Raw genomic sequence first — 14270 nt, 5'->3', positions numbered from 1 at the left:
TAAAAAGTGATTTTCAGGGGATTGCAGGAGTTGAGTTAAAGTAGATAAATTTCTTTTTTAGTAAGAGTTTAGTAAAGATTCCGCTGTCTTTAATTAAAGTTTTATATTCGAATGATAATAAGTTAAGGAGCAATTGATGTCTATTAAAATGGTATACTCCTTTGGCGATGGCAAAGCTGAAGGCAAATCTGAAATGAAACATTTGTTGGGAGGAAAAGGAGCAAACTTAGCTGAAATGAGCAACCTGGGAATTCGGGTTCCCGCTGGTTTTACAATTACAACCGAAGTTTGCAAAAGGTACTATGCAAATGACCATAAATATCCCCAGGAATTAGAAGCCCAGGTTAAAGAAGCTATTTCTGAAGTTGAAAATAGTATGGGCGCTAAATTTAATGATTCGACCAACCCGCTTTTGCTATCGGTCAGGTCAGGCGCTCGGGCTTCGATGCCGGGGATGATGGACACTGTCCTTAACCTCGGCTTAAATGATGTAAGCGTTCAGGGGATTATTAAACAATCTAACAACGAACGCTATGCCTGGGATTCTTATCGTCGATTTGTTCAGATGTATGGCGATGTCGTTATGGATTTGAAGCCGGAATCAAAAGAAGCAGAGGATCCGTTTGAAGTTATTATCGATGAAATGAAGGCTGTTCGGGGCGTTAAACTAGATGCGGATCTCATAGCAGCTGACGTAAAGGAATTGGTTACCCTTTTTAAAATGTTGATTAAAGAAAAGAAAGGAGCCGATTTCCCAACAGATCCCTGGGAACAGTTATGGGGGTCTATCGGCGCTGTATTTAATTCCTGGATGAACCAAAGAGCGATCACTTATCGAAAACTGAATGGAATCCCAGCAGATTGGGGAACAGCCATAAATGTTCAGGCGATGGTTTTTGGAAATATGGGTGATGATTGTGCAACCGGCGTTGCCTTTACTCGTGACCCGGCTACAGGCGAGAATGTGTTTTTTGGAGAGTATTTAATAAATGCACAGGGTGAAGATGTTGTTGCGGGAACTCGAACACCTCAACAAATCACCCAAAAGCATAGTCAACTAACAGCTATTCAATGCGATATGCCGGAAGAGGTCAGGAAAGAAAAAGCTTTATCATTAGAAGAATATATGCCTGAAGCATATCAGGAATTGGTTGGAATATACAAAAAACTGGATCATCATTACCGGGATATGCAAGATATTGAGTTTACAATTCAACGAAACAAATTGTGGATGCTTCAAACCAGGAATGGCAAAAGAACAGCAGAAGCAGCTGTTCGAATCGCAGTGGAAATGGTAGATGAAGGATTAATCACTCGCGATGAAGCGGTACTGAGAATTAACCCGAATCAACTCGAACATCTGCTGCACCCGCAATTTGATCCTGAAGCGAAAAAAAATGTAGTTGCTAAAGGATTACCGGCATCGCCAGGTGCTGCAACGGGTAGGGTTGTATTTCATGCCGATGAGGCGGAGGTGTGGGTGGAACGAGGAGAAAAAGTCATCCTGGTCCGAATCGAAACCTCACCGGAGGATATTGGGGGAATGCATGTAGCTAATGGAATTTTAACCTCCCGAGGTGGCATGACTTCTCATGCCGCGGTTGTAGCGCGTGGAATGGGTACTTGTTGTGTTGCAGGTGTTGGCACTTTGAATATAAGCTACTCGAATCGAGAAATCCGAATTGGAGATCTCGTAATTAAAGAGGGCGATAATATTTCTTTAAATGGAACGACGGGTGAGGTTATGACGGGAGAGGTAGCAACGATCGAATCCCAGCTATCCGGAAATTTTGGCAGGTTGATGGAATGGGCAGATGGCATCCGCAAATTGAATGTTCGCACCAATGCAGATACGCCACATGATTCCAAAGTGGCCCGGAATTTCGGTGCGGAAGGAATTGGACTTTGTCGAACAGAGCACATGTTTTTTGAAGGGGATCGTATAAAAGCGGTGCGGGAAATGATTTTAGCTGATGATGAAGCGGGTCGTCGCTCTGCGCTCGACAAACTGCTTCCCATGCAAAAAGGCGATTTTTACGAAATCCTAAAAGTTATGAAAGATTTACCGGTAACCATTCGTACTCTTGATCCACCGTTGCATGAATTTTTACCTCACGAAGAAAAGCAACAGCAAGAGATGGCCGATGAAATGGGTATTTCTTTGGAAGATGTGAGGAACAAAGTTGAAAGCCTAAGCGAGTTCAATCCGATGTTAGGCCATCGCGGTTGCCGCCTGGGCATTGTTTACCCGGAAATAACCGAAATGCAAGCTCATGCAATCATTGCAGCAACTTGTGAATTGGTAAAAGAAGGGATCAACGTTTACCCGGAAATTATGATCCCCCTCATTGGAACCAAAGAAGAATTGATCCACCAGCGGGAAATTATTGAGAAAGTTGCCAAAAGGGTTCAAGAAGAATACGGCATAGAAGTCGATTATTCAATTGGAACAATGATTGAAATTCCCCGAGCGGTTCTTATCGCAGACAAGATTGCCGAAGTTGCCGATTTCTTTTCTTTTGGTACCAACGATTTAACCCAGCTTACTTATGGATACAGCAGGGATGACGCAGGAAAGTTTTTGGCAGCGTATCAAGAGATGAATATTCTTCCGGAAGATCCGTTCCAGGTATTAGATCAGGAAGGAGTCGGACAGCTTGTCAAGATGGGTGTGGAAAAAGGTAGATCTACTAAACCGGATCTTAAAATCGGAATATGCGGAGAACACGGAGGAGAGCCGAAATCCGTTGAATTCTGCCACAAAGTGGGAATGAATTATGTTAGCTGTTCACCATACAGGGTGCCAATTGCCAGGTTAGCCGCTGCACAAGCGGTTTTAAAAGAGAAATAGTTGTCTTTTTTGCGATGAGATAAAAATATTTTCCAAGTTCTGAAAAGACAGCATAAAACAACTAAAGGAAGTTTGTGACGATCCGAAATATTTATAGTTATTACAATTTCCCCCAGCAAGAAACCGAAGGGAGCAAAGTCGCAGGATATGTTTAAAGTATTCTGCGATTTTGATGGCACGATTAGCCTCAATGATGTAGGAAACGAGTTCTTTACCAAATTCACAAACGGGAAAGCCAAAAGTTTTGTCGATTTATGGAAAGAAGGCAAGATAGATTCTAAGGAGATGTACCTCCATTCGGTTGCGCAGTTAAATATTTCCCGGCATCAATTGTATGAATTCATAAACAGTCAAAGAATCGATCCGTTTTTTTTCGATTTTGTCAAACAATGTGAAGCCGGTTCAGATCAGGTAAGCATTGTTAGTGATGGGATGGATTTTTATATACAACCATTATTATTACGAAACGAATTAAACTACTTAACCGTATACTCCAATAAATTATTTTGGAGTAATGGTAAATTAAAAGCGGAGTTTCCTTATTATGAATGGTCATGTGGTAAATGTGCTAATTGCAAGGGATACCATCTTCGCCGGTTTAAGGAACCGGGTGATGAATTGATACTGATAGGAGATGGATTATCAGATGTTTGTGCAATAAAGGAAGCCGATATAATTTTTGCCAAAAATGACCTTGCTAAACATTGTTTAAAAAACGAAATTGAGTTTATTGAATTCCGAAATTTTTCTGATATCATTGATCAATTTAATAAAAAAAGTAAATCTTAAAAAAGGAGGTTAAAAATGGCTGCAAAAGTTTGGGAAGATATTAAAAAAGGGGTTGAGGATTCGATTACATTTGCAACGGAAAAAACCAAAGAATTCACAGCAATTAGCAAGTTAAAATTGGCCATATCCGGATTGAAAAGAAAAACTGATGGTAAGTTCAAAGAGCTTGGCAAATATGTTTATGGGAAAACAACAGAAGGTAAAGTCTCCGAATTGGAAAAAGATGAAAGCGTAAAGGAACTGATTACGGATATCAATTCCCTGAAAGATGAATTAAAAACAAAAGAACAAGCGCTTGAAGAGGTTGGCAAAAAGGATGTAAAAGTTGAAGAAGTGATTGTTGCAGAGGAAGATGTAACCAAGTCCTAGTTCGCTTATATATAGTTCTTTAGTTATTAAAAAGCGGTTGATACTTAATTTTATCAGCCGCTTTTTCTTTATAGTATAATTTATCCTCTTGATGTCCTGCCAGCGGCTCCCGCTTTCTATTGAATTTCCTAGCGAATTCAATTAAATTAAGCCAAATTAAAATAATAGGTTAGCGATACTTTTTAGGAGATTTATGCAAGATTTGTTTGAAAAACAAGATCCTCAAGATTCGTCTAAAAAGCCAACCGGGCCGTTGGCAGATCGTGTCCGTCCGCAAAATTTAAATCAGATTGTCGGACAAAAGCACATTTTAGGTGAAGATAAAATTCTCTACAAAGCAATAAAGAGTGATCAATTGTTTTCTATGATTTTTTGGGGGCCGCCAGGTGTCGGGAAAACCACCCTGGCAAGAGTAATCGCAAACGAAACCCAAAGCTCGTTTTATTCCTTAAGCGCAGTTGCTGCTGGGGTAAAAGAGGTTCGCAAAGTATTGGAGCAGGCCAGAATCAACTTAAACCGATTGCAAAAGAGATCCATTCTTTTTATAGATGAAATCCATCGTTTCAACAAAGCGCAGCAAGATGTTTTATTGCATGAAGTTGAAGACGGTACGATCATTTTAATTGGGGCGACGACTGAAAATCCATCATTCGAAGTGAATTCACCGCTTTTATCTCGTTGCCGGGTTTTCCAAATATTTCAACTGGAAGCAGATGAAATCCGGGAGATTATTGACAATGCCTTATCATCAGATCAAACATTGAACAAGCTTCAAATTGATTTTTCGGATAGCAGCATCGAACTATTGATCCGGATGTCATCCGGAGATGCAAGAGTCGCACTAAGCGCTCTTGAATTGGCTGTTTCCATGGGTGGAAAAAGTGATGGAAATGAAGTTAAAATAACGAATGAAATACTGCAGCAAGCTTTTCAAAGCCGGTCATTATATTACGATAAAAATGCAGATTATCATTATGATGTCATTTCTGCATTTATTAAAAGTGTCCGTGGCTCTGATCCCGACGCCGCGCTCCATTGGTTGGCGCGAATGATTGATGCCGGGGAGAAACCAGAATTTATCGCACGGCGAATGATCATTCTAGCATCTGAAGATATTGGTAACGCTGATCCCCAGGCGATCGTGGTTGCTACTTCGGGATTTACAGCCGTCACTTACATAGGAATGCCTGAGGCTAAATTGGTGCTTGCCCAGGTGGCAACTTATCTGGCATCGGCACCGAAGAGTAATGCTTCTTATTTAGCCATTCAGAGAGCACTGGAAGATGTAAAAACCCATAAGCAATTGGCAGTTCCGTTACATTTACGGAATGCACCGACACCCCTGATGAAAACAGCCGGTTATGGAGAAGATTATAAATATCCTCACAATTTTGAAAATAATTTTACTAACCAGGAATATCTACCGAAGGAACTTGCAGATAGAATTTATTATCACCCCTCCAACAATGGTTATGAAAAGCAGGTAAACGAATATTTAATACATCTTTGGCAAAAACGAAGAAACAAGAATGCGGGAGAAAAGTAGAATATTGAAGAAATCTATTGGCGTTGACATTGGTGGCACAAATTTAAAGACAGCGATTGTTATGGAATCTGGCGAATATGAACATTTATCCTACAGGGATACCGAAGCAAGAAAAGGCCCAAAACAAATAATCCGAAATTTAAAATTGGAAATAAAGAAACTCCTGGATCTTAATAATAACATTGTCGGAATTGGTATTGGATGCGCAGGTCAGGTAAAAGTTGGAACCGGGGAGGTGTATGACCCCCCTAATTTTCCTAATTGGCACAAGGAAAATTTAAAAGAAATCATAGAAAAAGAATTTGGTTTAACAACTTTTGTGGACAATGATGGAACGGTTGCTGCATTTGCAGAGAGTTTATTTGGAGCTGGTCGCGACTCAAATTATTTTATGCTGGTAGTTCTTGGTACAGGAGTCGGAGCTGGATTGGTTTTTAATAAGAAGATTTACCATGGTTCAATTGGTATAGCTGGAGAATTTGGGCATTTCACAGTGAATTTTGATGGGCCCCAATGCAAGTGCGGCCAAAATGGATGCATCGAAAGATATGTTGGTTCCAAATGGATTGTGGAACAAGCGAACCAAATGATTTCGCAAAATCCAAAATCCAAATTGAATGAATTGCCTGAGGATGAATGGACTCCGAAAAGAATATCGGATCTTGCAAACGCCGGTGATAAGTTATGCATTCAAGTCATGAATAATGTAGGCACGCATTTGGGGATTGCTTTGGGTTCCGTAATCAATTTATTAAACCTGGATATGATAGCAATTGGAGGAGGTATTTCCAATGCCGGTTCGGTATTGTTTGATCCAATGAAAAAATCCCTACAAAAACATTCTATGTCAATTCCACAATCTATGGTTGAAATTAGAAGAGCTGAACTTGGAGAATATGCCGGAATTATCGGGGCAGGATCGATGGTATTCACAAATTAGTCGATCATGAAATCGATCTTTTACATTGTTCTTTTGTTTATACTCATTCTTTTGCAGGTCGGGGATTCTTTATCTGCGCAAACACCCCCTGATACATTACGCAACTATACATTTACTGAACAACCGGATATCGATACCACCATTGACTATCGTGCGCATAATGTCAATATTGAAGCGGGTTCAAAAATTACTCGCTTGTCCGGCGACGCTGAAGTAAAGTACCAAGGGATGCAATTAAATGCAGGATTAATAACAATCGATTGGAAGCTGAACACCCTGATTGCCGAACCGATGTTGGACACAACGGCTACCGATGGCAAAAATGGCAGCGAACCTAAATGGGTCGGCTACCCGGTATTTATTGATAATGGACAGGAAATGTCAGGCGAAAAGATAGTCTATAATTTTATCACCCAAAAGGGTCGGATCACAAAAGGCCGTACTAAATTTGAAGAGGGGTATTATATCGGATCGACAGTGAAATTAAATTCGAGAGATGAAATTTTTGTGAAGGGTGGAACATTTAGTACCTGCAGTTTACCGGACCCGCACTATTATTTTAAAAGTAGTAAGATGAAAATGATTCCTAAAGACCGAGTGATTGCGAAGCCGATAGTGCTGTATCTTCGTGGAATTCCCTTGATTGCTTTGCCATATGGTGTCTTTCCTAATAAAAAAGGCAGGCATTCGGGAATATTGGTTCCCCGTTATGGCCAGAGTTCTTTTGAGGGAAGATATCTTCGTGGACTTGGTTATTACTGGGCCGCAAGTCAATACTGGGATACAAGAATGGAAGTAGATTTTTTTGAAAAAACCGGTATCATGCTGCATTCAACCACAAATTATGCTCTACGGTATCTGTTAAATGGGTCCATATCCGGATCGATGGTACGTAAGAATATAAGTGATACCCAAAAGGAGCGACGCTGGGATGTTAATTTCAGGCACTCTCAAACGATTTCGCCAACAATGAGAATCAGTGCCGGCGGTTCTTTTGTGAGTGATGCGAGTTACTACCAGGAATTCAGCGCTAATCGCGAGCAAAGGCTTACGAGACAAATCCGTTCGAATGCAACCCTAACCAAGAGTTGGCCTAAAAGCCGAAACAGCCTGACGGTTAATTTATCCCGCAGCCAATTTTTGGACACAAATAATCTCACCGAAACTTTTCCCCAGGTAAGTTTTCGCCATGGTCAAGAACCGTTGGTCAATTTGTTTCGGTCAAAGAAGAATTCATCAAGCGCTTCAAATGAAAAGAGATGGTTCGAGAACATTTATTTTTCCTACAACAACCAGATGTTAAACCGACGATCAAAAACTCGTTCTATTAAGACTAGTACCATCGTTCAAACCGATACCTCTTTTACTCAGACTGACACCACATTTAATATCAACAAATTTGCGGGAGTTGAGCATAACCTCAGTTTTTCGGCGCCATTGCGATTGTTTAAATATTTCTCATTTTCTCAAAACCTCAGGTATGAAGAGATCTGGCAAGATCGTAAAAAGGAGTATTTTTTGGATGAAGAGACCAATACAATAAAGTCTCGTGATAAAAACGGATTTTCAGTCAGGCGAACATTTAATACCAGTATAAGCGCAAACACCAAGTTATATGGTATGTTCCAAACCAGTAGGTTGGGAGGTGTTTCGATTCGACATATTATGACCCCCAGTATTTCCTTTCAATTTCAACCGGATTTTTCCGATCCGGATTATGGTTATTACCAGGAAATTCAGGACACATTGGGAAACATTGTTAGGAAAGACCGGTTTAGCGGCAGCGCCTTTGGTTCTACGCCATCTCGAGGAAAGAAAAGTATTGCTTTGAGTTTGAATAACTTATTTCAAATGAAAACCGGCAGTGGGGAAAATGAAAAGAAGGTTGATTTATTCAGCTATAGTTTGTCCACGAGCCACAATTTCAAATTGGACTCTTTAAAGTGGTCTGGTATTTCATCTAATCTCAGGGTGAGTCCCAGCCGATTATTTAATTTAACATTGAGTATGGGGCACACGTTCTACAAATTTGGAACGACTGGGCAGGTCAATAAATTCTTGTACAAAGAGAATCCTTGGAAACCGGTGCGATTAACGAATTTTAATATTTCTTCCTCATTAAGGTTGGACTATAAAACATTTAGCTTTGGCAAACAGGCAACGGAAACAACAGTTGATTCCGTTGCAGGAGATTTACTGGATCGATCAAAGCCCACAAGAAACCGCTTTGAAGAAGCGGGGGAGATGCGTTCTGCAGGAAAAACACCATGGCAGGCCAATTTTTCTTTCAGCTATCAAGTTTCAAAATTCAATCCGAACTTTCCCACAAAAACAATTTGGCTGAATATGCGAGGTAACATGCAGTTAACAAAAAATTGGCGTGTTAATTATAATGCAAGATATGATCTTAAAAAACAAATTATGGTAGCTCAGGATATATCCATTTATCGTGATCTGCACTGCTGGGAGGCGAGTTTTTCATGGACACCAACCGGACCCTACAAACGATTCTATTTCAAGATTAATATCAAGTCCAGTTTATTGAGTGATATTAAGCTGGAAAAGCGCAGCGGCCGGTCGACGATTTTTGGCTACCAATGATCGAGGATTTTGTGGAAGCACTTCAGCCACAGACGAACACGGATTATCACAGATCAAAAAAAGTCCATAAATGTCATACAGGTAGCTGTGTCCGGACCCGTCGAAGGGAATCTATTTTTAATTTTTTAATATTATGGAAGTTGCTGTTTTTTAACAAGGAGCCTGCAGAAATACATTAATAGGTATCATTGAGTTCTGCAAAATTTGAGGATGTAGCTTGCAACTATTTCCCCGAACCCTGCCGTATAGGGTGGACGTAGCCCTTTTCTTTTAAAATCCTTTTTAATATTTCCCGGGCTCGGAAAATTCTCGCCTTTACAGTTCCGATTGGAATTTGCAAAGTTTCACTAATTTCTTCGTAAGAGTTATCATCCCGGTGCCGCATGTTAATAACGGTTTTATATTTTTCCGGTAAATCTTCCACCGCATCTAATATGATGGAAGTATGTTCGCTAGCGATGGTAAAACTTTCCGGGCTATAGCTATCATCGGCATAATCTCGCTGCACGGTACCATCCTTAGTTTGGATGGGTGTATCAAGGGAATAGGTGCGGAGTTTCTTCTTCCTTAATGTGTCGATGCAATGATTGGTCGCTATTTTAAACAACCAGGTAGAAAAAGCAAATTCTTCGTTAAAGGATGACAAAGCATTATAGGCTTTGATAAATGTCTCTTGAACAATATCTTCTGTAACTTGCGGGTTTTCGATCATTCGGTAAACCAGATTGTAAACGCTTTGACGATATCTTTTCATGAGTTCGTCATATGCATGATCTTCGCCAGCCAGCACTCTATGAATTAATAGTCGATCAATTTCCTGAATCACGACACGCTCAAAGTTGAATGATAATAATTTCATTAAAATAAAGTATATTCATGATTATATCAAGCGTATTATAGCAAATTACTTGCATAAACTGAGCTTTTGTCTTATCCTTTTTTTACGAATCCTATGGAGATAAATTGAAGGCTATTGGAGTTGATATAATAGAAATTGAGCGAATTCAGTTGATGACCGATAAATATGGTCTGCGTTTTTTGTGTAAGATTTATACCGAACGAGAACTGGACTACTGCCGGCTTTCCGATGGTAGCTATCGAGTTAATTCATTGGCTGCCCGTTTTGCAGCAAAAGAAGCTTTTTATAAAGCGGCAAACCAGGTAGTGAAACAAACCATTCCATGGCACGATTGTGAAATCATTAACAAAAAAAACGGGACCCCCCAAATCTGTCTTAATTCTCACACAAAAAGTGAATTGAGAGAAACGACCATTCACCTGTCACTATCACATTGCCACCAATATGCCGTTGCATTTGTTATAATTGATTGAAAAATAAGACAATCATGGAATATATACTCTCTGTTGAACAAATGCGTAAAGCCGATCAATTTGCTATCGATACATTGGGTATTCCCGGATTAATTTTAATGGAAAATGCAGGATTAAAAACCGCCCAGCATATTGCACAAAAGTTTCATCCAATAGCTGGCAAATCCATTGGGATATTTTGCGGCAAGGGTAACAACGGCGGTGATGGATTTGTGATTGGCAGACAGTTGAACAGAATGGGAGCAAACGCACATTTTTGGCTGGTCGGTAAAAAAGCGGAAGTTTCCGGTGATGCGAAAATCAACCTGGACATCGCGGTTAAGTTAGGGTTGCCCATTATCGAGCTTTTATCCTGGGATCCGAATTTGAATTTACAATCTTATGATATCCTTATCGATGCGTTATTGGGGACAGGATTAAAAGGAGATATTCGGGGAATTTATTTGGATATAATTGAAAAAATAAATTCTCATAAAGGCGACGTTGTGGCTGTGGATGCGCCCACGGGATTAGATTGCGATACAGGCAAAATTCTGGGTAAATGCGTTGAAGCCAATTTAACCGTAACAATGGGAAATGTAAAAACCGGAATGCTGTTGTATCCGGGAAAAACATTTGTCGGAGAGCTAGCTATCGCGGATTTGAATGTCCCGGATTTTGCGTTTGAAAAATTGGGTGCTCAAGCATTTTTGCCTCAAAGAGGTGATTATAGAATAATGCTTCCTGACCGGCCTAAGAATGCCTATAAAAATCAATTCGGCAAAATACTGGTTTTGGCAGGATCTACCGGGCTAACAGGAGCGGCAATGCTGTGCTCAAAGGCTGCCTTGAGATCAGGGGCCGGAATGGTTATGCTGGGATGTCCAAAGAGTTTAAACGTTATCTTTGAAGCCGCATTGCAAGAAGTTATGACGGTCCCGTTACCGGAAACTGAAACTGGCAGTATTTCAGCCAATGCGTATGATGCGCTACATGAAGCATTGCAATGGAGCCGTGTTTTAGCGCTTGGTCCCGGATTATCCAGCCATTCTGAAACGATAGTTTTTGTGCATCGTGTGCTAAAAGAGCAATCGCTACCTATTGTAATTGATGCCGATGGCTTGAATAGTATTGCAGAAGATATAAGTTTATTCAAAGATTATGAAGGTGATATAATCATAACTCCACACGTGGGTGAGCTGTCACACTTATGTAAAATTTCTTCTGAAGAGATCCTCAAAGCTCCTGTTGAAATTGTGCGGGAATTTGCGAAAAAATGGCAAGTGGTTCTTCTATTAAAAGGAGCGCCGACAATTATAGGTGATTCAAATAGAAATATATTTTTCAATATTACCGGAAATTCGGGTATGGCAACAGCCGGCGCCGGAGATGTATTAACTGGAATTATTGCGGGTTTATTGGGCCAGGGATTGACGGCCATAGATGCCGCAGTATTGGGCGCCTATCTTCATGGATTGGCTGGAGATCGCGCGGCGTGGCAAACGGGTCAAAGGGGAGTCATCGCCGGAGATATTATGGAAAATGTTTCTCAAACTCTTGCAGACTTGGAAAACCAGGAAGTAGATCTTGTATCTAAGTATTCGCGACCGAAGATTGAACGTATTTATTAGCAACAAGGAGTAATTTCAGAAATCGAAAAAAGAAATATTTTTAAGGTTTTGTTCTTTGTTTTTCCAGTCATTTTCTATGCCGTTTTTATTTATTATCTTTCATCATTTAAAGGCGGCTTACCGGCAATTGGCGTTAAATTAAGCGACAAAGTATTACACATCATTGAATTCTTTATTTTGGGTTGGTTAACCGCCAGGGCAATACATTTTGGCAGCATGGAGTCCATTTCCAAAAAGCTTCTTTTAATTTCGATTATTTCAGGGATTCTCTATGGCGCCTCCGATGAAATCCACCAATTATTTGTTCTTGGCAGATCAAGTGAATGGCTAGATTGGTTTGCCGATTGTATCGGGGTTGTTTTAGGTGTTATTGTTTACCGGCGTTACTACAAAATAGAAAGTAAATCTTTCGGTTTTCCGAAGGATCCAAAGAAACTAAAGGATTGAGTTGAGAGAAGCAGATTTTGAAACAGCCAGTACCATCGAAAATAGGTTGTACTATGATGACAGCTATTTAACGAAGTTTCAGGCCAACCTGGTTGAACAATTTCGCAAGGGAGATCACTTTGCTGTCGTTTTAGATCAAACGGCTTTCTATCCTACCTCGGGTGGTCAAATGCATGATTTGGGCACATTGAATGATCAGCCTGTGTTGGAAGTGCTGGAAGAAGGAGATATGGTTCTTCATTTAATGGAAATTCCGCTCAAAGAGAATAAAATAACCGGAAAAATAGACTGGCATCGCCGTTATGTTTTTATGCAGCAACATACCGCTTTTCATATTTTAGCGCAGACATTTGAGCGCTTCCGTGTCGATACGCTATCATCCTCTCTTGGTGAAACAAAGAGTACTATCGACGTAAAATTAAAGGAATTTTCATGGGAAAAAGCCCTGGAGTTAGAGGAGTATTCAAATCGAATTGTTTTTGAAAATAGATCGGTTGAAAGTACCTGGGTTCAACATCATCAATTAGAGTCTTTGAATCTCCGTAAATTACCACCCAAAATGGATCGGCCCATTCGGCTTGTTTCAATAAAAGATTTTGATTTGGATCCATGCGGAGGAACCCATGTTAAAACCACCGGCGAAGTGGGAATGATCAAAATGTTATCCTGGGAAAAAGTCCGGGGTAATATCCGGATTATATTTCAAGCGGGATGGAGGGCGCTGGAAGATTATCAAAACCGTGTCATTACGACTCAAAAAATTGCCCAGAACTTGTCGTTAACCGATCCTGAAATGGCTGACGAGGTGATCGCTTTGAAAGCCAACCTCGCCGAACGTGAGAAACAGGTTCGGAAAATGGGGGAAGAATTATTGTTGTTTGAGGCAAAAGAGATCCTTGCCCGATGTCACAAAAGAAAAGAAGATATTTTGCAATTGGGATTTGAGCAAAAAGGTATTCAAGATCTAAAATTTCTGACGCGTGCTGTTAGTAAAGAAATTCTCGGTAGCGTCATATTTCACACAAACCAGGATCCGGTTATAGTCATCGTAGCATGTAGTCGTGAAGATTCACCGGATTTACGTCTAATTATATCCACACTTCAACAAAGCATGGAGGTTAAAGGTGGAGGGCATAGTAAATTCATTGAGATTCATGGAGTAACAAAATCAAAAAAACTGGAAGTGTTGGATATAATTAGAGACTTTTTAGTTTCACAAAAAACAGACAATGAATGATGGAGGATTTTATGCTGGTAAAAAAAATGGAAAATGTGAATTTGAGAGAAGTAAATATGCAAGGCGCTGAGAAGGTTAAAATGCGCCTGTTGCTTTCTGAAGAAGATGGCGCACCTAATTTCAGGATGCGATTATTTGAAGTTGATGAAAACGGAAGTTCACCCTATCATTTTCATGATTATGAACATGAAGTGCTGGTACTTGAAGGAAAAGGTGAATTGATCGGGAAAGACAAAAAGCACGAGCTAAATCCTGGAGATGTAGTGTTGGTTTCTCCAAATGAAGAGCATCAATTTCGCAATACCGGCTCTGAAAAATTTAAATTTATCTGCCTGATCCCCAATGTGGAAACCATAAAATAAAGAACTAGAGTATTATTTAACCTGGATAATTCACAAACCTCATAACTGATTTCTAAAACTGTCATTCCCGTCCCGCCTGGGCGGGATTATCGGGAATCTTGTTACACAGTCCGCACATAGATCCCCGATAAAAAATCAAGTTGTCCGAGAACCGGTCTTGTCTCTCCTGCAAGCTTTAATCCAAAA

At 40.2% G+C, this 14270-nt stretch carries 12 protein-coding genes; 11 read left to right on the top strand and 1 reads right to left on the bottom strand.

Translation table 11 applies throughout. The features are described from left to right. Positions 1-136 precede the first annotated feature (136 nt). The 6 genes from IIC38_00605 to IIC38_00580 all read left to right on the top strand — a co-directional run bounded on the left by IIC38_00605 (position 137) and on the right by IIC38_00580 (position 9096). Positions 137-2851, top strand: a complete 2715-nt coding sequence (locus IIC38_00605; protein ID MCH8124461.1) for a pyruvate, phosphate dikinase — start codon at positions 137-139, stop codon at positions 2849-2851. 147 nt (positions 2852-2998) lie between these two features. Then, positions 2999-3640, top strand: coding sequence for an MtnX-like HAD-IB family phosphatase (locus IIC38_00600; protein MCH8124460.1), 642 nt, complete (start codon positions 2999-3001; stop codon positions 3638-3640). A 15-nt stretch (positions 3641-3655) separates the two neighbouring features. Beyond that, positions 3656-4009, top strand: a complete 354-nt coding sequence (locus tag IIC38_00595; GenBank protein ID MCH8124459.1) for a hypothetical protein — start codon at positions 3656-3658, stop codon at positions 4007-4009. 193 nt (positions 4010-4202) lie between these two features. After that, on the top strand, positions 4203-5555 hold the full coding sequence (locus IIC38_00590; protein ID MCH8124458.1) for a replication-associated recombination protein A: 1353 nt from the start codon (positions 4203-4205) through the stop codon (positions 5553-5555). Further along, positions 5539-6495 (top strand): ROK family protein, encoded by a 957-nt coding sequence (locus IIC38_00585; protein MCH8124457.1) that lies wholly within the window; start codon positions 5539-5541, stop codon positions 6493-6495. Before IIC38_00590 ends, IIC38_00585 begins: the two co-directional genes overlap by 17 nt. A 6-nt stretch (positions 6496-6501) precedes the next feature. Beyond that, positions 6502-9096 carry an LPS-assembly protein LptD gene (locus IIC38_00580; GenBank protein MCH8124456.1) on the top strand — a complete coding sequence of 865 codons (2595 nt, stop codon included), beginning with the start codon at positions 6502-6504 and terminating at the stop codon, positions 9094-9096. A gap of 223 nt (positions 9097-9319) precedes the next feature. On the opposite strand, the gene IIC38_00575 is transcribed toward IIC38_00580, so the two are convergent. Beyond that, on the bottom strand, positions 9320-9955 hold the full coding sequence (locus IIC38_00575; GenBank protein ID MCH8124455.1) for a sigma-70 family RNA polymerase sigma factor: 636 nt from the start codon (positions 9953-9955) through the stop codon (positions 9320-9322). Positions 9956-10059: 104 nt separating this feature from the next. On the opposite strand from IIC38_00575, the gene acpS reads away from it, so the two are divergent. The 5 genes from acpS to IIC38_00550 are packed head-to-tail and all read left to right on the top strand — an operon-like array spanning position 10060 to position 14084. Continuing rightward, positions 10060-10428 carry a holo-ACP synthase gene (gene acpS / locus IIC38_00570; protein MCH8124454.1) on the top strand — a complete coding sequence of 123 codons (369 nt, stop codon included), beginning with the start codon at positions 10060-10062 and terminating at the stop codon, positions 10426-10428. A gap of 14 nt (positions 10429-10442) precedes the next feature. Beyond that, positions 10443-12038, top strand: coding sequence for an NAD(P)H-hydrate dehydratase (locus IIC38_00565; protein ID MCH8124453.1), 1596 nt, complete (start codon positions 10443-10445; stop codon positions 12036-12038). 48 nt (positions 12039-12086) lie between these two features. Next, a complete protein-coding gene (gene vanZ / locus IIC38_00560; protein MCH8124452.1) occupies positions 12087-12485 on the top strand; it encodes a VanZ family protein in 399 nt (132 codons plus the stop codon). Between the two features lies 1 nt (position 12486). Continuing rightward, on the top strand, positions 12487-13722 hold the full coding sequence (locus IIC38_00555; GenBank protein ID MCH8124451.1) for a hypothetical protein: 1236 nt from the start codon (positions 12487-12489) through the stop codon (positions 13720-13722). Between the two features lie 11 nt (positions 13723-13733). Continuing rightward, the gene (locus IIC38_00550) at positions 13734-14084 is read left to right on the top strand and encodes a cupin domain-containing protein (protein ID MCH8124450.1); all 351 of its coding nucleotides are present in this window, start codon (positions 13734-13736) and stop codon (positions 14082-14084) included. The last annotated feature ends 186 nt before the right edge of the window (positions 14085-14270 follow it).

The sequence above is a fragment of the candidate division KSB1 bacterium genome (assembly GCA_022566355.1).
In the GTDB taxonomy this organism is placed as follows: domain Bacteria; phylum Zhuqueibacterota; class JdFR-76; order JdFR-76; family DREG01; genus JADFJB01.
The sequence above is the reverse complement of the archived record's forward strand: the minus strand, read 5'-3'. Positions and strand labels throughout refer to the sequence as shown.